Consider the following 18,796-nt stretch of genomic DNA (forward strand, 5'->3'; position numbering starts at 1 on the left):
CCGGAACAGGAGTCGACCATGCAGGACGCCGGGGCCGTCGAGCGCCCGACCGCCGGGGTGCGCGGACCCGCCGTCGCCGAGGGTGCGCCGTCCTCGGACGCCACGACGCGGGCCTGGAAGGCGGACCAGCTCCGGGTCTGGGACCTCCTGCAGCTGTTCACCCCGTGGCTGCTCCTGACGGTCTCGACCGCGATCTACTTCGCGGGGGTGCTCCCGGCCTCCGGTGAACGCTTCTGGCCCGAGGGCGCCTCGGTCCTCGGGCTGGTCGCGGTCTCGGCGCTGTGGGTGCTGTGCGGGCACACGCTTCCCCTGCGGAGGGGGACGCTGCGGCCCGTCCCGGCCGGCATCTACTTCGTCGGCCTGCTGGTGCTGTGCGTCACCCTCATGACCTACTCCGAGATCTTCCTCGTCTTCACCGTCGCGGGATTCTTCCACGCGTACCTGCTCACGCCCTGGCCGCTCGGCGTGCTCGGCGTCCTCGTCACCTCCGTGGCCCTCAACGGCTCGGCGACGAGCGTGTGGGCCGACCCGACACCGGAGCTGCTCGCCGAGCTCGTGCTGGTCGTCGTCGTGCAGACGGCGGCGATCGGTGCGGGCATCCTGCTGGCGGCGCGCAGCGAGTCGGCGGAACGCAAGCGCGAGGAGCTGGTCGAGCGGCTCGAGGCCGCGCTGCACGAGAACGCCGGGCTCCATGCCCAGCTCGTCGTCCAGGCCCGGGAGTCCGGCGCCCAGGAGGAGCGGCAGCGCCTGGCCCGCGAGATCCACGACACCCTGGCCCAGGGCCTGGCGGGCATCATCACGCAGCTCCAGGCCGCGGAACGCTCCGCGCACGCGCCGGGCGAAACCGACGCCCACGTCGCGCGGGCGCTCCGGCTCGCGCGCAGCAGCCTGGCGGAGGCCCGACGGTCCGTGCAGGCGCTCGGACCCCAGGAGCTCGGGCGCGCGCACCTTCCCGACGCGCTACGCACCCTGACCGAGCGCTGGTCGCACGACCACGACGTCCGCGCTCACGTCGAGATCACCGGGGTCCGGGAGCCGCTGAGCCCGGCGATCGAGGTCTCGCTCTTCCGGGTCGTGCAGGAGTCCCTGACCAACGTGGCGAAGCACGCGGAGGCCTCGCGCGTCGGGGTCACGCTGTCGTACGCAGGCGCCGAGGTGCTGCTGGACGTGCGGGATGATGGGCGCGGGTTCGCCGCAGGGGTCGGCACCGGCTTCGGCCTGACGAGCATGCGCCAGCGGATCAGAGGGGTCGGCGGTCACCTCGAGGTGCAGAGCGCGCCCGGCGAGGGAACCTCCGTGAGCGCTCGCGTCCCGGCGATCACCCCCGGGGGAATGACGGAGAAGGAGTAGACCGGCCGATGCTTCGACTCGTGATCGTCGACGACCACCCGATCGTGCGGGGAGGCCTGCGCGACACCTTCGCGGACGTCGAGGACATCGTCGTCGTCGGCGAGGCCGGCGACGGCGCCGAGGGGGTCGACCGTGCGCGGTCGCTCGCGGCGGACGTCGTGCTCATGGACCTGCGCATGCCCGGGACGGACGGGGTCGCGGCGACGGCGGCCCTGCGCGAGCAGGTCCCGGACGCGCGGGTGCTGGTCCTGACCACCTTCGACGGCGAGAGCGACGTCCTCCCGGCGATCGAGGCGGGCGCGATCGGCTACCTCCTGAAGGACGCGCTGCCCGACGACCTGATCCGGGCCGTCCGCGCCGCCGGGCGGGGGGAGTCGGTGCTCGCGCCGTCGGTGACCCAGCACCTGATGGGACAGGTGCGCAGGCCCGGCGCCGGCTCGCTGACCGACCGGGAGAAGCAGGTGCTCCAGCTCGTGGCGAACGGCTGCTCGAACCGCGAGGCCGCCGCCGCGCTGTTCATCGGCGAGGCGAGCATCAAGACCCACCTGCAGCACGTCTACGACAAGCTCGGCGTCCGCGACCGCGCCTCGGCGGTGGCCGAGGGCTACCGGCGGCGCCTCCTCACCTGACGCCGCGCCGCCCGTCGCGCGTGGGCAGGACGTTCTCCGGCGGGCGCCTCAGGCGAGCGAGACGAGCTCCGCGTACTCGTCGCTCCACAGGTCCTCGTCACCGTCGGGAAGCAGCAGGACGCGCTCGGGCTCGAGCGCCTCGACCGCGCCGTCGTCGTGCGTGACCATGACGACCGCGCCCTCGTACGTCTTGAGCGCCCCGAGGATCTCGGCGCGCGACGCGGGGTCGAGGTTGTTCGTCGGCTCGTCGAGGAGCAGCACGTTCGCGGCCGAGACGACGAGCGTCGCGAGCGCGAGGCGCGTCTTCTCCCCGCCGGAGAGCACGTTCGTCGGCTTCTCCGCGTCGTCGCCGGAGAACAGGAACGACCCGAGCACGGAGCGCACCTGGGTGTCGGTGAGGTCGGGCGCGGCGTGGCGCAGGTTCTCGACGACCGTCGCGTCCATGTCGAGCGTGTCGTGCTCCTGGGCGTAGTAGCCGATCTTCAGGCCGTGCCCGGGGTGCACCTCGCCCGTGTCCGGCTCCTCGACGCCGCCGAGGATGCGCAGGAGCGTCGTCTTGCCCGCGCCGTTGAGGCCCAGGACGACGACGCGGCTCCCCCGGTCGATCGCGAGGTCGACGCCCGCGAAGACCTCCTGCGACCCGTACGCCTTGGACAGCCCGCTCGCGGTGAGCGGCGTGCGCCCGCACGGCGCGGGCTTGGGGAACCGCAGCTTGGCGACCTTGTCGCTCTGGCGCTCACCCTCGATGCCCGCGAGCATCTTCTCGGCGCGGCGCATCATCTGCTGCGCGGCGACGGCCTTGGTCGCCTTGGCGCGCATCTTCTCGCCCTGGGCGAGCAGCGCGCCCGCCTTCTTCTCGGCGTTCTGCCGCTCGCGACGGCGGCGGCGCTCGTCCGACTCGCGCTGCGCGAGGTAGGCGTCCCAACCGAGGTTGTACTGGTCGAGCTCGCCGCGGTTCGCGTCCAGGTGGAACACCTTGTTCACGGTCGCCCGCAGCAGCTCGACGTCGTGGGAGATCACGACGAACCCGCCGCTGTACGACTTGAGGTAGTCGCGCAGCCAGATGATCGAGTCCGCGTCGAGGTGGTTCGTCGGCTCGTCGAGGAGCAGCGTCTCGACCCCGGAGAACAGGATGCGCGCGAGCTCGATGCGGCGGCGCTGACCACCGGACAGCGTGCCCAGCGGCTGGCCGAGCACGCGGTCGTCGAGGCCGAGGTTGCTGGTGATGCGGTGCGCCTCGCTCTCGGCGGCGTACCCGCCGGCGGCGAGGAAGCGCGCCTCGAGCTTCGGGTACCGCTCCATGGCGGCCTCGTGCGTCTCCACGTCGGCGCTCGCCATCGCGCCCTCGGTCTCGCGCATCTGGCGCACGATCTTGTCGAGGCTGCGGGCCGAGAGCACCCGGTCCATCGCGATGACGTCGAGGTCGCCCGTGCGCGGGTCCTGCGGCAGGTAGCCGATGTCGTTGCCGCGCGTGATCTTCCCCGCCGTCGGCTGGGTCTCCCCCGCGAGCGTCTTGGTCAGGGTCGTCTTGCCGGCGCCGTTGCGCCCGACGAGACCGATCCGGTCGCCCGAGGCGATCTGGAAGGTCGCCTCGTGCAGCAGGACGCGGGCGCCGACGCGCAGCTCGACGCCGTGAGCGGTGATCACGGGAGGGTCCTCTCGGGTGGTGCGGGTGCCCGACGACGGCCCTCTCCCGGCCGGTCGGCCGGCGGCTCGTCGTGGGGCCGGGTGCGTGCGCCCCGGCGTCCGGGCCTCGTCGATTCTACGGGCGCCCGGCGTCGCGTCCCACCCCATTCCGCCGGGGGGACGTGCGAGGCGGCTGCTCGACACCGGGATCGCGCTCGCGCGGCGGTCGGACACCCCACCAGGACGCCTGGTGCGCGGCCCGGCGGTAGCGTTGACCTGTGACTTTCCAGGAGGGTGGCTCGTTCGAGGGCGGACGCGTCCGCAAGGGCGGCGGTCGGCGCGGCACGATGATCGCGGGCGGCGGGATCGGGGCCGTGCTGGTCGCTCTGCTCATCGCGTTCGTGGGCAACCAGACCGGTGTCGACCTCAGCGCGCTCACGGGTGGCGACGGGTCCGACTCGGGCGCGTACGGCGAGGGCCAGCAGGAGTACATCGACACGTGCACGGCCGAGGAGGCGAACACGACGCGCGAGTGCCGCCTCAACGGCACGGTCCAGTCTCTCGACGCCTACTGGGCCGAGGCGCTCCCGCAGCAGGCGGGCGTCCAGTACGCGATCCCGGAGGTCGTGAGCTTCACCGGGCAGGTCTCGACGGGCTGCGGCGCGGCGACCAGCGCCGTCGGGCCGTTCTACTGCCCGCCCGACCAGACCGTCTACATCGACCTCGGTTTCTACGACGACCTCACGAGCCGGTTCGGCGCGAACGACGGCGGCCTCGCGGAGATGTACGTCGTGGCGCACGAGTTCGGGCACCACATCGAGCAGCTCGTCGGTGCGATGGACGCGGCGGACCGCCAGGGCACGGGCCCCGAGTCCGACTCCGTCCGCATCGAGCTCATGGCCGACTGCCTCGCCGGCATGTGGGCCGGCCACGCCGCGAGCACCGTCGACCCGGACACCGGCGTGACGTTCCTCGCACCGATCACGGACCAGGAGCTGAACGATGCGCTGTCCGCCGCGTCCGCCGTCGGCGACGACCGCATCCAGGAGGCCGCCACCGGCCAGGTGAACCCCGAGGGCTGGACCCACGGCTCGAGCGAGCAGCGCCAGCGCTGGTTCACCATCGGCTACAACGGCGGCACCCTCCAGGACTGCAACGCGCTCTCCGCCGCGACGCTCTGACCGCTCCCGCCGAGATCGACCCGGCCGCCACGAGATCGGCCCTCCCGGGGTCGATCTCGGACGTGCAGGTTGATCTCGCGGCCGTCGTCACAGCTCGATCGAGTACATCCGCGAGCCGGTGACCTTCTCGTAGCCCAGGCTCGCGTAGAGGCCGTGCGCGCCGGACGGGTTCTCGGTGTCGACGTCGAGCGCGGCGTACTGCATGCCGTCGGCGGCGAAGGCGCGCATCCCGGCCGCGAGCGCCGCGACGGCGACGCGACGTCCCCGGTACGCGCTGCGCACGCCGAGGAGCTCGGTGTAGCCGAACGTGTAGCCGCGCACGGGGAAGTCCTCGTCGTAGCGGCCCGCCATCTCGTAGCCGACGACGAGCGGCTCGCCCGCGCGGAGCGCTGCCGCCGTCTCGGGGTCCGTCGTCGGGTCCGCGAGCAGCGCGTCGACGTCGGGCGCGTCGTCGACCACGAGGAACGACCACTGCGGCGCGAACTCGCTGCGCCCGTGCGTCCACGCCTCGGAGGTGCGGGGCTCGCTCCCCCAGTGGTCGCGGAACGCGTCGTTGTGCGCGAGGCGGGTCGCCTCGTCGAGCTCTGCCGACCACGGGACGAGCCGCAGCGACCCGTCGAGCGGCACCTCGGGGATGGGCGTGGAGAGGTCGCGACGCAGGTCGGAGTAGAAGCGGCGGGTCTCGAGCCCGAACCGCGCGTAGAGCCGCGCCTTCGCCGGCGGGTCCGTGTCCTCGCCGTAGGTGAGCAGACGCGCGGGCAGCTCCTTGCCGCTCGCCGCGAGGAGCTGGCGTCCGCGCGCGATCTCCCACGCGAACAGCTCACGCCCGACGCCGCGCCCTCGGTGGGTGGGGTGGACGCCGCCCCAGAGGAACGCGCGCACGGTGTTCGCGTCCCCCGGGTTGGTGTCGACCAGGGCGTACGCGCGCAGCGTCCCGTCGGTGTCGACGCCGACGAGCGAGTCGGCCGCGAGGTCGCGCCACGGCGCGGTGAACAGCTCCTCGATCTCGCCGATCGTCTCGCGGTACGGCTCCTGGTCCGCCTCGGCGATGCCGTTGCGCAGGGCGAGCAGCGCGGGGGCGTCGGCCGGCTCGGCGGGGCGCCAGGTCAGGTCGCCCGCGGTCACCGGCGGGAGGGTCGACGGCGCGGCGGCGCGCTCGGCGATCGGGGCGAGCGTCGTGGGGGCCGGGTTCTCGACCTGGTCGGTCGCGGGAGAGGACATGCCGACCACGGTAGGTGCGCGCGCGCCGTCGGGCACGCGCTTTTCCCGCCCACCCCGGACGCCGAGCAATGCGTCCGGTGGCGATCTGGTCCCGCTGAGACGGCATCCCACGACCGGGCGTTCGCGATCTACGCTGCGAGCATGCCGATCGTCGTCCCCCAGGATCTTGCCGACGCCCGTTCCCGGGCTCTTGCCGACGCGCTGCGCACCCGCGTCGTCGTCGCCGACGGCGCGATGGGCACGATGATCCAGGAGCAGGACCCGACCCTCGAGGACTACCAGGGGCTCGAGGGCTGCAACGAGATCCTCAACGTCTCACGGCCCGACATCATCGCCGCGGTGCACGACGCGTACCTCGAGGTCGGGGTCGACGCGATCGAGACGAACACGTTCGGGGCCAACTGGTCCAACCTGTCGGACTACGACATCGACGACCGGATCCGCGAGCTCGCCGCGGCCGGGGCGCGGATCGCGCGCGAGCGCGCGGACGCCCACGCGACCGCCGACCACCCGCGCTGGGTGCTCGGCTCGATGGGTCCGGGGACCAAGCTGCCGAGCCTCGGGCACACGACGTACGCGCACCTGCGCGACACGTTCGCCGAGCAGGCCGCGGGCCTGCTCGAGGGCGGGGCCGACGCGATCCTCGTCGAGACGAGCCAGGACCTGCTCCAGGCGAAGGCCGCGGTGACGGGGTCGCGGAGCGCGATGCGCGACGTCGGGCGCGAGGTCCCCGTGATCGTCCAGGTGACGGTCGAGACCACGGGCACGATGCTTATGGGCTCCGAGATCGGGGCCGCGCTGACCACGCTCCAGGCGCTCGGCGTCGACGCGATCGGTCTCAACTGCGCAACCGGCCCGGCCGAGATGAGCGAGCACCTGCGGCACCTGTCGCGGCACGCAGAGATCCCCGTGACGTGCATGCCCAACGCGGGGCTGCCTGTGCTCGGCGCGAACGGCGCGTCGTACCCCCTCACGCCCGACGAGCTCGCCGCCGCGCACACGCAGTTCGTCACCGAGTTCGGCCTGGGGCTCGTCGGAGGCTGCTGCGGCACCACGCCCGAGCACCTGCGCCGCGTCGTCGAGGCTGTGCGTGCGCGGCCCGTCGTCGAGCGGCACCCGGAGCGGGAGAACGGCGTCGCGAGCCTGTACTCGCACACCGACCTGCACCAGGACGCGTCGTTCCTCGCGATCGGCGAGCGCACGAACGCCAACGGTTCGAAGGCGTTCCGCGAGGCGATGCTCGCGGAGAACTGGGACGAGTGCGTCGAGATCGCGCGGGCGCAGACCCGCGACGGAGCGCACCTGCTCGACGTGTGCATCGACTACGTGGGGCGCGACGGCGTCGCGGACGTGAAGCAGGTCGTCTCCCGCCTCGCGAGCGCGTCGACGCTGCCGCTCGTCATCGACTCGACCGAGCCCGAGGTCATCGCGGCGGGCCTTGAGCTCGTGGGCGGGCGCGCCGTCGTGAACTCGGTGAACTTCGAGGACGGCGACGGGCCGACGTCGCGGTTCGCACGGATCATGCCGCACGTGGTCGAGCACGGGGCGGCCGTCGTCGCGCTGACGATCGACGAGGAGGGCCAGGCGCGGACCGCGTCGGGCAAGGTGGAGATCGCGACCCGGCTCGTCGAGACGCTCACGCGCGACTGGGGCATGCGGGTCGACGACATCATCGTCGACGCCCTGACGTTCCCCATCGCCACAGGCCAGGAGGAGACCCGGCGCGACGCGATCGAGACGATCGAGGCGATCCGCGAGATCACGCGCCGCTACCCCGGCATCCACACGACACTCGGCGTCTCGAACGTGTCGTTCGGACTCAACCCCGCGGCGCGCACCGTGCTCAACTCCGTGTTCCTCCACGAAGCGGTCGAGGCCGGGCTCGACTCCGCGATCGTGCACGCCGCGAAGATCCTGCCGCTCGCGCAGATCCCCGACGAGCAGCGCGAGGCCGCGCTCGACCTCGTGTGGGACCGGCGGCGGTACGACGACGAGGGGAACCTCGTGCACGACCCGCTCGCCCGGTTGCTCGAGCTGTTCGAGGGCGTGGACTCGGCGGCGCTCAAGGACCAGCGCGCCGCGGAGCTCGCGGCGCTGCCCGTGGGCGAACGGCTCGAGCGACGGATCGTCGACGGCGCGCGCAAGGGTCTCGAGGAGGACCTCGACACCGCGATGGCGTCCGGGCTCAAGGCGCTCGACATCGTCAACGACCACCTGCTCGAGGGCATGAAGGTCGTGGGCGACCTGTTCGGGCGCGGCGAGATGCAGCTCCCGTTCGTGCTCCAGTCCGCCGAGGTCATGAAGACGGCGGTCGCCTACCTAGAGCCGCACATGGAGAAGATCGAGGGCTCGAGCGGGTCCAAGGGCACGATCGTGCTCGCCACCGTGCGCGGCGACGTGCACGACATCGGCAAGAACCTCGTCGACATCATCCTCACCAACAACGGCTACACGGTCGTGAACATCGGCATCAAGCAGCCGATCTCCGCGATGATCGAGGCCGCCGAGGAGCACGACGCCGACGTCATCGGCATGTCGGGGCTGCTCGTGAAGTCCACCGTCGTGATGAAGGAGAACCTCGCGGAGCTCGCGTCGCGCGGCCTCGCCGGCCGCTGGCCCGTGCTGCTCGGCGGCGCGGCGCTCACGCGCACGTACGTCGAGGACGACCTCGCGGGCCAGTTCCCCGGCGTCGTCCGGTACGCGCGCGACGCGTTCGAGGGCCTGCGCCTCATGGAGCCGCTCGTGCGCGTGGCGCGCGGCGAGTCGCCCGACGCCGTCGGGCTGCCCGCGCTCAAGAAGCGGCGGCATGCGGTGGTCACCGTGACCGAGACGCCCGTCGAGGACCTGCCCGCGCGGTCCGACGTCGCGGCCGACAACCCGGTGCCCGCTCCCCCGTTCTGGGGCACGCGCCTCGTCAAGGGCGTCCAGCTCGCCGAGTACGCGGCGTTCCTCGACGAGCGCGCGACGTTCATGGGCCAGTGGGGCCTCAAGCCGGGTCGTGGCGACGACGGGGCGTCGTACGAGGAGCTCGTCGAGACCGAGGGCCGCCCGCGGCTCAACGCCTGGTACGAGCGGATCCGCACCGACGGCGTCGTCGACCCGTCGGTCGTGTACGGGTACTTCCCGGTGTGGTCGGAGGGCGACGACGTCGTCGTCGCGCACCACGGTGCCGGGCTCGCGGGCATCGGCGCGCCCGACGGCGGGTCGGGCGGCGGGCCCGGGACCGAGCGGCTGCGCTTCACGTTCCCGCGCCAGCGCCGCGACCGGCACCTGTGCCTCGCCGACTTCGTCAAGCCGTGGTCGTGGGTCGAGGAGACGGGCCGGTACGACGTGCTGCCCGTCCAGCTCGTCACCATGGGCGCGAGCGTCGACGAGCACACCGCGAAGCTGTTCGCCGGGAACCACTACCGCGAGTACATGGAGCTCCACGGCCTGTCCGTGCAGCTCACCGAGGCGCTGGCGGAGATGTGGCACTCGCGCGTGCGCGCCGAGCTCGGGTTCGCCGACGAGGACCCGACCGAGGTCGAGGGCATGTTCAAGCTCGAGTACCGCGGGGCGCGCTTCTCGCTCGGATACCCCGCCTGCCCGGACATGGAGGACCGCACCAAGGTCGTCGAGCTCCTGCGGCCCGAGCGCGTAGGCGTCGAGCTCTCCGCGGAGCTCCAGCTCCACCCCGAGCAGTCGACCGATTGCTTCGTGTTTCATCACCCCGAAGCGAAGTACTTCTCCGTCTGACGTTTTGCCGGTGACGTTTGATCGGCGTGGCTCTCGGTAGCCGTGACCTGCGGCAATGCTTACGCTTGCGCGTCGCGGATTCAGCGGTCGCTCGACGAATCTGACCGTACCAAAGCGTGTCGCAAGCGTGTCGCCGCGGGGCTGAAGCGGACTCCTCGCTGGCCGACGACACGAATTGGGTCCGACCTGCGCGGGTAGCGATCGGCCACGCGAGCGCGTTCCCTGCGGCACCGAGTCCGTGAGGCAAGTGGCGCCACCGGTTCCATGGCATAAACCAGTAAAGAAAGGGCTCTAAACGTTGGACTGTGCAAATGCACTCTGACCAGCTCTTCCAACCTTATCCGGGCAGCCGTGGGGGTTCTGCTGGACGAATAGGTGTGGCAGTCGGCCTCAGCCACGAGGGCGACATCAGTGGCCATGATGGCCTCGAGCTCGACAGGCGCAACGCTACCGAGCCGGTGCTGGCGCCGGCGGCGATGGTAGGTCCGCTCGAACTAATCCTTCCAGCACGCCTCCCGGCGCCACGGATCAGATGTCACATATCCATCCGGCAGACCCGTGTTCCGTCGTCATGGCTCGCTAGCATCTGGAGAACTGGGACCAGCCAGAGACGGAGGTTCCGCTGACCGCCGGCTTCCGGTCGACGTCTTGGACCTTACCTTGCCGGGTTGGGACGCCAGGGCGACCTGGCATCGATTGAAAGGACACCTGTGGGTATCGGACTAGCTGACCGGAAGGCACTGTGGGTCCAGTCGGGAAACGCATGCGCGTTTCCCGACTGCCGTCGCTCGCTCTTCGAGGTCGAGGACGAGGTGTCGGGCAGTCCCCTGATTGGTGCGGGCATCGTCGTCGGGGAGGAGGCGCACATCCGTGCGCAGTCTCCGGGCGGACCGCGATACGACCCTGACTACCCAAATGTGGACTCCTACGCCAACCTCGTGTTGCTCTGCCCGACCCACCACACGATCATCGACAAGTCCGAACCCGAGAACTGGCCTGTCAAGCGGCTCGAGAAACTCAAGACAGATCATGAGATGTGGGTTCGTGGACGACGATCAGCGGCAGCGGAGCGGACGTCAAAGACCGAGATCCTCGTGGCTGCTGACGTCCAGCGAATCGAAGACCACCTGTTCGCCCGGTGGCCTGCGGTCCACTGGCAACTGAACCGCCCCATCCCCACGTTGAGCAAGACCCACTTCGAGGCAGTCGCCCAGGCGGGCCGATTCCTCCTCGCAAAGGACTGGCCCTCGGAGTTCCCCGCCGTCGCGCAAATGGCCGAACGGTTGCGCCACCTTATCGCAATGCTCTGCGAGCACATCACGAACGAGTTCGAGCAGACTCACGAACCAGACGGGCCGCTCAAGCTGTTCAGGGCCGAGAAGCAGCTCCGAACCTGGGATCCTCCGACGTACAAGCACCTTTTCCACGAGACCCAGGTGAACATGGTGACCTCGTGGTGGCTCGGCGACAGATTGACTTACGAGCTCAACCAGTGGATTCGGGCGGTGCGGGATGAACTCGATGTCCACTACCGGTTTGCCGAGGGCGTGATTCTCGTCCCTGTCGGCGACGGGATCATTGAACCTGTGGCGGACACCAGGTACGACTACGACCTGTCCACGCCACTTCCAGCGCTGCCAACAGGCCTGACTCAACTCAAGGACGCTGTCGAGCAAACGGCGGAAGAACGCGGGGTCGAGCCACAGAGGGTCCATCCGAGCGAGTTGACGTTCCCAATCGAGGACGACTAGGGCGTGTCTCCCAACTCTTAGTTGGTGCGGGCGTCAGACTCGAGGCCGTGAGTCGGTTCCAGGTTCTTACGGACGAGCAGTGGGAGCGGATCGAGCCGTTGCTGCCGTCGAACGCGGGCAAGGTCGGTCGCCCGTTCGGTGATCACCGCACTGTGGTCGAGGGCATCGCCTACCGGGATCGGACCGGGATTCCTTGGCGGGACCTGCCTCGGGAGGCGTTCGGGCCGTGGCAGAGGTGTGGAAGCGGCATAAGAGGTTCTCCGACGACGGCACCTGGGACAGCATTCTGGCGCACCCGATGGCCGAGGCTGACGCGGCCGGTGAGATCGACTGGAAGGTGTCGGTGGACTCGACGATCAACCGCGCGCACCAGCACGCAACGAACACGAGGCGCGCAGAGCAGGACACAGGGGGCGACGTCGAATCACAAGAGGCTTCGCGAGGGCGTCGTCCACAGTGAACCCGAAGGTCATGGCAATGGGCGGTCTCGTGGCGGGTTGACGAGCAAGATTCACCACGCTGTCGACGGGCGTGGCCGCCCGCTGGCGGTGGTGGTGACTCCAGGGCAGTCTCACGACGGGCGCGCGCTCGAGCTCGTGCTGGCAGACATCAGCGTCCCACGCCTCGGTGCGGGCCGGCCGCGGACCACGCCGGACGCGGTGCTCGGGGACAAGGCGTACTCCTCGCGCGGGAACCGGGCGATGCTGCGTCGGCGCGGGATCAGGGCCGTGGTCCCTGAGCCGTCCGACCAGCAGGCCAACCGCAAGCGGCGTGGGGCAAGAGGCGGTCGCCCGCCGAAGCTCGACCGGGAGACGTACAAGCGGAGGAACGTCGTCGAGCGGTCCTTCAACCTGCTCAAGCAATGGCGCGGCCTCGCCACCCGCTACGACAAGCACGCCGCTGTGTACCGGGCCGGAGCAGTACTGGCGGCGATCATCAGTTGGTTGCGATCCCGGTAGATTGGCGGCGTGTTCGATCAGGCTGCGGTGCGCATTCCCGCTTCGACCGGCTTGACGCTGGAGTTCGAACAGTCGTTTCCATACGGTCCCGACGACCCGTACGTGTCTGGGATGCTCGTTCGGGCAGTCGGAGACCATCTGCAAGTCGAGCAGCGGATCATTCTCTCCCTGGGAAGCGGCGGACTCTCGGCGTTTCTGTACGGCCTGTACGACGAGTTCCGAGGGTGGACAGGCGAACGTACCTGGCAGTCGCTTGAGGACGAGTTGCGTGTTGTCGCGCGTCACGACGGTCATGTTCACCTCCGGTGGGAGGTCACGAACAGGCCGTACAACGACGACTCCTGGACCTTCTCGACGACGACGCACCACGGAGCAGGTGAGGACGTGCGCCGCATAGCAGATGCGTTTCACGCCCTTCTCGACACCTCGACCTGATCCCCGAGGTCCGCGTAATCAGCGGTCAAGAGGTCAACTGCACTGTCGCTCCGTGCCTTCCTTTAGGAGACACGTCCTAGTCGACCAGGTAGTGCGCCTCGACGTACTCCACCGTCGAGTCGTACGGCTCGCCGACAGGCTTGAGTTGGTAACGCCGGAACACCGCCGCCGCGGACCGGCGCACCGCCTTGTTCCGCTCCTCGGCGTTGTCGTACGAGTGGGTGAGCACCTTGGTGACGACCTCGTCGATCTCCTCGGCCAGGCGCCTTTCCGTGATGGAGAGGCCCGTCGGCGAGTGCTCCTCGATGATCCGGGAGAGCACGCCGATGTGGTCGTCGTCGACGACGAGCGCAGCTTCCGGAGTCTCGGCCGCCTCGACGACGGCTTTGGCGACCTTGAGCGCGTCGGCCAGGAACTCCAGGGCGTCGTTCGCCCCCTGGATGATGCGCTCGCGCAGTTCGCGGATCCGCTTGGCGAGCGCGACGTACTTGCCTGACTGCTCGTCGACGCCCGCGTCGAGCGCAGCCTTGATCCGGTCGAGAATGTCGGATGCGGAGGGCGCCTTCCGTCCCTCGTCGTCGCCGCCGGGGCAGGCGGGCACGATCGCCATGAGTTCCTTGAGGATCGCGATGCCGAATGCGTCCAGGACGAGGGACTCCTCCTGTGCCGCGCGCACCTCGAAGGAGTGGATGTTGGCGTTGATGATGTCGAGCACCATCGGCCCGAGCTCGCCGAGTCGCTCCCTGCGCTCCTCGTCCGTGGACTGCTTGTAGAGGGTGATGTACACCGACCCGAACAGCCGGAACGTCTCGTGGAACTTGCGGAGCCGCTTGTCTTCATGGACGTACGGGTAGACCTTCGCCAGGAGGCGGTAGTCCCGCTTGAACGGCACCTCCAGGCCGGGATTCTCGTCGAGGTGCGTCGAGATCGCCCGGACTGTCCCGTAGTCGTTGCGGAAGTCGATGACGTCGTCGGCATCGGCGAACAGGTCTTCGAGCCGTGCGACAGCGGCGCGGAACTCGTCGACCATCTCCGTGATGTCGAGGACGAATCCGCCGCCGGTCTTCGCCGCGGGCGGGTCCGCGACGGCCTTCTGGACCTCTTCGGCGAGGCCGATGTAGTCGACGACGGCTCCCTGCGTCTTGGTGAACCCGGAGGGCGAGACCCATGTGCGGTTGGGGCGCGTGATCGTCTGGAACAGGTTGTGTGCCTTGAGCGGCTTGTCGAGGTAGAGAACGCCCTCGTTCGGCGCGTCGAACCCGGTCATGAGTTTCGCGGTCACGACCAGGAAGCACAGCGGGTCGTCAGGTGTCAGGAACCGGAGCTTCTGCTCCTCCTCGTCCGCCTCGGAGAGCCGGTGCGCCCGCAATGCGGGGTCCTCGTCCTTCGAGTCCGCCACGGAGATGTTCACCTCGGCGGTGATCGCCTCATGCCGGCCGACGTCGGCGAGCGCCTGCTTCGCGTCAAAGGCGCCGAGCAGCTCGTTGATCTTCGCCGTGTACGCGACGGCGAGTTCCCGGTTGTAGGCAACAACCTGCGCCTTCATCCCGTTGCGGTAGGCCCCGCCGAGGTAGTGGTCGACGATGTCCTGGCAGACGGCGTCGATTCGGTCCGGGTTCGTGAACACCGACGTGAGTCGTCCGAACTTCCGCGTCAGGGTCGCCTTGTCCGCCTCATCGAGGTTGTTGGTCGCCGCGAACTCGTCGAACTGCCGCTGAAGCTCCTCGTCGTCCGCTTCGAACCCGACCGGCCGCGGTTCGAGCAGCACCGGGACCGTCGCCTCGTCGCGCAGCGACCGGGTCACTGAGTAGTGGTGCATCACCATGCCGCGATCGGACGGGTCACCGAACAGCGCGAATGTGTCCCGGGTCAGGTCCCGGATCGGGGTGCCCGTCATACCGAAGTACTTCGCGTTCGGCAGCGCCGCGCGCATCTTCGCGCCGAGCGACCCCTCCTGGGTGCGGTGTGCCTCGTCAATCATCACGACGACGTTGGACCTGTCGGTGAGGTTCGGGCCGGCGTCCGCGAACTTGTGTACCGTCGTGGAGATGACGCCGCGTACGTCGCGTTCGAGCAGGTCGTGCAGCTCGGCGCCGGACGCCGGTTCGTGGAAGAACTGGCTACCCATCGCGGAGGTGAACACACCGGCGGTCTGTCGCACGAGCTGCGTACGGTCTGAGAGCAGAATGATCGTCGGCGAGTCCGTGCGGGCGTCGTTGAGCAGCAGCGACGCGGCGAACACCATGAGCAGCGTCTTGCCGGACCCCTGGTGGTGCCAGATCAGGCCACGCTCACCCCCGGCGACGACGCGCTCGTGGATGAGGTGCGCCGCCTCCTTCTGGGGGTATCGGGGCAGGTACTTCCTGTCCACTCCCCCACCCGCCGTGTCAAAGAGGCAGAAGTTAACAAGCAGGTCGAGCACGGTCGCCGGGTGCAACAGCAGTTCGACGCTACGCTGCACGTCCGCCATCCCGCCCAGATCCTCTGGGTCGAGCGTCGAGCGGAACGGCTGCCACAGGTTCGTCGGCGTCCGCGCCCCACCGAACCGCAACCTGACCCCGTCCGACGCCAGGCAGAACACGTTCGGCGTGAAGAACCACGGGTACTCCGCCGCATACACGTCGTTGATCTCCGTCGCGGCAGTCCGCCACGTCGAGTCCGACGTCGGCGCCTTGATCTCCGTGACGACGACCGGCAGCCCGTTGACCCAGTGCACGACATCGAACCGCCGCGGCTTCTGCCCCGGCACCGAGATCGTCACCTCATCCGAGACCAACAGGGTGTTCGACGCCGGATCGTCCAGATCGACGAACCGCAGCGGCACCCACCGACCGTCGGCGCTGCGGAACTCCTCGCTGCCGCCTAGCAGGCGCAGCACCCGCTCGTTCGCTGCGACCAGCCCGCCCTCGACGGCGTTGACCGTGGCGACGACCTTCCCGACGACCTCGTCGACGTCGAATTCGTCGATCACGTCCGCGTTGAGCCTCACAACGGCATCGCGCAGGTACGGCTCAAGAACCGTCTGCGTGTTCGCGCGCGGCAGCTTCCGGCCTGGCGTGTACTGCCACCCGAGCGGCAGCGACCATTCGATGAGCCGGTTCTGAAACTCGCGCTCCCGGATGCCCTTGGCCATCAGACAACCTCCTCTGCCACGTTGATCTCGATCTCACGGCTCAACAGGGCCGACAGGAGCGACGAGCGCACGGCACGGAGGCCCTCTGACTCCGCACGAGCAGCGACCTGGACGTCGGCGAACGCGTCGAGTTCTCTGACGATCAGTTCCTGTTGCGAGATGTCAGGAAGTCGAACAGGCATGGCGCCAGCGCGGGTAGACCCGATGTGCTTGATGTTCGTCCCACCCGCAGCATCACGGAACCTGCCCGCCTCGTATGCCCAGAGGCACCAGTGGTGTGTGAACCCAGAACTGCTGACGCCATCAATCGCACGGTAACGCAGCAACGTGTTCTGGAAACAGACGGGGCCCGTAAGCTCAGCCCGCCACATCGCGGGCATGCCAACTGCCTTCTCGCTGGCGCTGCCTTCGGAAACCAGGACGTCGCCGTCCCGAAGCCCGAATGTCTCTTGCTCACGCTGGTCAAAGTCCATCTGCATGACATCGTCAAGGTCCAGAGTCCCGTAGCCAACGTTGGCCGAACGCAGGTACTTAGTCATCGACGGACCACTCGCGCGCTGCGGCGATCGCTGGCGTCCCAATAGGATGGCGAACGCAGCATCGGCTCGGACTTCCGGGACGCCCGGATCCGCCATCACCTCAGCCCGACGAGCCCGCAGCACGTCCGAGAGCCGAGCGGCCTCGGCATCGAGTGCGGCGATCTGATCGTCGACTGTGCCGACGACGTCGGCTATCCGCTGCTGCACCGACAAGGGCGGCACCGGGAGCTCGATCGCCAGAAGTTGGTCCGGGTTGAGGCGTTTGCGGCGCTGGACCGTTCCGACGACGCGGCTCTTCATCTGGGCCCAGAGGCGCGGCGACTGGCACACCAGCCGAAACCACTCCGGCGCGATGTCATTCCTGAGAGTAAACGTCGGGAACTCGCCGCTCACCACGAACCCGTCGTACTCGGCGGGCACCACCGTGATCGGACCTTCCCACGCGGTGAGCTTTCGCATGACCACCTGGCCTTCACGGAGCACGTTCATGGCGGCGTACTCCGTGTCGCCGCCATCGAACTCCCCCTTGCCGACAAGGCCCTGTCCCGCGTTCAGCACGCCCGCGAGACGGTAGGTGCGACCACCAGTCATTGGCTCACGCTCAACGTCGAGGTACATCAGGTCGGCGAGCAGTCGAGTCGCGTAGCCCTTACTCATCGAAACCGCCGATCCCCGCCTCCGCGAGCACCGCGAGCATCCGCTCCTCCGCCTTCTGCCTCTCGGCGCGGGCGAGGTTGTACGCCTCGATGACCGTGCCGAGGTCGGCCTGTTCGGCGGCGGCCTGCTTGAGGTAGCGTCCGATGTTGAGGTCGAACCCGTTGCCCTTGATCTCCCCGGCCGGCACGAACCGGGCCTGGACACCGCCCTCACCGTCGGGGTCGACGGGCTGCCCGTCGTCGTCGAACGCGGAGTGGTACGTGGTGACGATGTCAGCGACGTCAGCGGCGGTGAGGCTGTTGCGGTTCTTGCCCTTGACGAACCGCTCGGACGCGTCGACGAACAGGGCGCCGTTGCGGCGCTCCTCCGCTTTGGTGCCGGGGGCGCGGAAGACGAGGATGCAGGTCGGGATCGACGTCGAGTAGAAGAGGTTCGCGGGCAGGCCGATGACTGCCTCGAGCAGGTCGTCCTCGACGACCCGCTGCCGGATCGCGGCCTCCTGGCCACCGCGGAACAGCACGCCGTGCGGGAGCACGACGCCCGCGCGCCCCGAGTGCGGCTTCATGGACGCGATCATGTGCTGCACGAACGCCCAGTCCGCCGTCGAACGCGGTGCGACGCCACCGAGCGCGCGCACGTCGCGGGTCCACGGGGTCCATTTGAGCGAGTAGGGCGGGTTGGCGACGATCACATCGAACTTCGCGACGGACCCGTCGGGCTGCTTGAACACCGGGTTCTTCAGGGTGTCGCCGACCTCGACGTCGAACTGCGTGAGGTTGTGCATGAACAGATTCATGCGGGCCACACCGGCGGTGTCGGCGACAGCCTCCTGCCCGTACAAATGCAGGGTGTAGCCGCGGCCGCCGTGCTCCTTGAGCAGGTTCGCCGCCGCGATGAGCATGCCGCCCGACCCGCACGTCGGGTCGTACACCGACTCGAAGTTGCGCGGGTCGAGCAGGGCGACGATGAGTTCGACGACCTCGCGTGGCGTGAAGAACTGCCCTGCCCGCGTGCCGGACCCGTCAGAGAACCGCTTGAGCAGGTACTCGTACGCTCCGCCGAGGACGTCGTGCGACATGTTGCCCTCGTGCATCGCCGGCACGCGATCCATCGCCTGCATCACGCCGGTCAGGACCTCGGCGCTCAGCACCTCCGCGGACGTCCACGTCATCGACCCGAAGATCTTCGAGAACCGGGACGGGTTCGCCGTCTCGATCGCCTGGAGGGACGCGCGCACCCGGGCGCCGAGGCCCGGCTGGGTGACCGTCGCGAGGATCGCCGACCACGATGCGCGCACCTCGCCGACCTTGCCCCGGTTGATCAACGGGATCTCGAAGGACTGGTAATCGCGGTACTCGATCTCCCGCGCCTCGTCCTCCGTCAGACCTTCAAGCCCTTCGTTCTCGGCGAGGAACAGTTCGTGCTGGTGATCCCACGTGTCCGAGAGGTACTTCCAGAACATCAACGGGAAGATCACCGAGGAGTACTGCGCCTCCGGCATCGCCACCCGCAACTCGTCCGCGGCGTCCCACAGTCGGTTCTCGATCTCTTGCTGCGTGATGCGCGCGCTCATGCCGTCC

General features: G+C 69.2%; 12 protein-coding genes. 7 read left to right on the plus strand and 5 right to left on the minus strand.

The window, feature by feature from the left end:
• Positions 1-18: 18 nt before the first annotated feature.
• The gene (locus tag A0J59_RS09670) at positions 19-1,350 is read left to right on the plus strand and encodes a sensor histidine kinase (RefSeq protein WP_082918890.1); all 1,332 of its coding nucleotides are present in this window, start codon (positions 19-21) and stop codon (positions 1,348-1,350) included.
• An 8-nt stretch (positions 1,351-1,358) separates the two neighbouring features.
• Positions 1,359-1,979 carry a response regulator transcription factor gene (locus A0J59_RS09675; RefSeq protein WP_064315971.1) on the plus strand — a complete coding sequence of 207 codons (621 nt, stop codon included), beginning with the start codon at positions 1,359-1,361 and terminating at the stop codon, positions 1,977-1,979.
• Between the two features lie 48 nt (positions 1,980-2,027).
• Here A0J59_RS09675 and A0J59_RS09680 read toward each other — a convergent pair whose 3' ends face one another.
• Positions 2,028-3,626 (minus strand): ABC-F family ATP-binding cassette domain-containing protein, encoded by a 1,599-nt coding sequence (locus A0J59_RS09680; RefSeq protein WP_064315972.1) that lies wholly within the window; start codon positions 3,624-3,626, stop codon positions 2,028-2,030.
• A 257-nt stretch (positions 3,627-3,883) separates the two neighbouring features.
• Between A0J59_RS09680 and A0J59_RS09685 the strand changes: the two genes are divergently transcribed.
• Positions 3,884-4,786, plus strand: coding sequence for a neutral zinc metallopeptidase (locus A0J59_RS09685; protein WP_064315973.1), 903 nt, complete (start codon positions 3,884-3,886; stop codon positions 4,784-4,786).
• Positions 4,787-4,873: 87 nt separating this feature from the next.
• On the opposite strand, the gene A0J59_RS09690 is transcribed toward A0J59_RS09685, so the two are convergent.
• Positions 4,874-6,007, minus strand: coding sequence for a GNAT family N-acetyltransferase (locus A0J59_RS09690; protein WP_064316001.1), 1,134 nt, complete (start codon positions 6,005-6,007; stop codon positions 4,874-4,876).
• Between the two features lie 141 nt (positions 6,008-6,148).
• Here A0J59_RS09690 and metH point away from each other — a divergent pair, with 141 nt between their 5' ends.
• The 4 genes from metH (at position 6,149) to A0J59_RS09715 (ending at position 12,887) form a co-directional block, all read left to right on the plus strand.
• The gene (metH, locus tag A0J59_RS09695) at positions 6,149-9,742 is read left to right on the plus strand and encodes a methionine synthase (protein ID WP_064315974.1); all 3,594 of its coding nucleotides are present in this window, start codon (positions 6,149-6,151) and stop codon (positions 9,740-9,742) included.
• A gap of 710 nt (positions 9,743-10,452) precedes the next feature.
• The gene (locus tag A0J59_RS09700; RefSeq protein WP_064315975.1) at positions 10,453-11,493 is read left to right on the plus strand and encodes an HNH endonuclease; all 1,041 of its coding nucleotides are present in this window, start codon (positions 10,453-10,455) and stop codon (positions 11,491-11,493) included.
• Positions 11,494-11,540: 47 nt separating this feature from the next.
• Positions 11,541-12,452 carry an IS5 family transposase gene (locus A0J59_RS21560; protein WP_255365120.1) on the plus strand — a complete coding sequence of 304 codons (912 nt, stop codon included), beginning with the start codon at positions 11,541-11,543 and terminating at the stop codon, positions 12,450-12,452.
• A 9-nt stretch (positions 12,453-12,461) separates the two neighbouring features.
• Entirely contained in the window at positions 12,462-12,887 is a 426-nt protein-coding gene (locus A0J59_RS09715; protein WP_220084462.1) for a DUF6228 family protein, read from the plus strand.
• Between the two features lie 76 nt (positions 12,888-12,963).
• Here the strand turns inward: A0J59_RS09715 and A0J59_RS09720 are convergent, their stop codons facing one another.
• From A0J59_RS09720 to A0J59_RS09730, 3 genes are read right to left on the minus strand one after another with little or no spacing between them, the layout of a single operon-like run.
• A complete protein-coding gene (locus A0J59_RS09720) occupies positions 12,964-16,020 on the minus strand; it encodes a type I restriction endonuclease subunit R (RefSeq protein WP_064315978.1) in 3,057 nt (1,018 codons plus the stop codon).
• Positions 16,020-17,216, minus strand: coding sequence for a restriction endonuclease subunit S (locus A0J59_RS09725; RefSeq protein ID WP_220084463.1), 1,197 nt, complete (start codon positions 17,214-17,216; stop codon positions 16,020-16,022). The genes A0J59_RS09720 and A0J59_RS09725 overlap by 1 nt, the downstream gene beginning before the upstream one ends.
• Complete coding sequence (locus tag A0J59_RS09730; RefSeq protein ID WP_064315979.1) at positions 17,209-18,789, minus strand: class I SAM-dependent DNA methyltransferase; 1,581 nt, start codon at positions 18,787-18,789, stop codon at positions 17,209-17,211. Before A0J59_RS09730 ends, A0J59_RS09725 begins: the two co-directional genes overlap by 8 nt.
• Positions 18,790-18,796 lie beyond the last annotated feature (7 nt).

Source organism: Cellulosimicrobium sp. I38E (genome assembly GCF_001647255.1).
GTDB classification, from domain to species: Bacteria; Actinomycetota; Actinomycetes; order Actinomycetales; family Cellulomonadaceae; genus Cellulosimicrobium; species Cellulosimicrobium cellulans_E.

Bases quoted from the DNA above. Each gene is read 5' to 3' on its own strand.
- A0J59_RS09670 (WP_082918890.1), top strand. From the start codon at position 19: ATGCAGGACGCCGGGGCCGTCGAGCGCCCGACCGCCGGGGTGCGCGGA.
- A0J59_RS09675 (WP_064315971.1), top strand. From the start codon at position 1,359: ATGCTTCGACTCGTGATCGTCGACGACCACCCGATCGTGCGGGGAGGC.
- A0J59_RS09690 (WP_064316001.1), bottom strand. From the start codon at position 6,007: ATGTCCTCTCCCGCGACCGACCAGGTCGAGAACCCGGCCCCCACGACG.
- metH (WP_064315974.1), top strand. From the start codon at position 6,149: ATGCCGATCGTCGTCCCCCAGGATCTTGCCGACGCCCGTTCCCGGGCT.
- A0J59_RS09720 (WP_064315978.1), bottom strand. From the start codon at position 16,020: ATGGCCAAGGGCATCCGGGAGCGCGAGTTTCAGAACCGGCTCATCGAA.
- A0J59_RS09725 (WP_220084463.1), bottom strand. From the start codon at position 17,216: ATGAGTAAGGGCTACGCGACTCGACTGCTCGCCGACCTGATGTACCTC.
- A0J59_RS09730 (WP_064315979.1), bottom strand. From the start codon at position 18,789: ATGAGCGCGCGCATCACGCAGCAAGAGATCGAGAACCGACTGTGGGAC.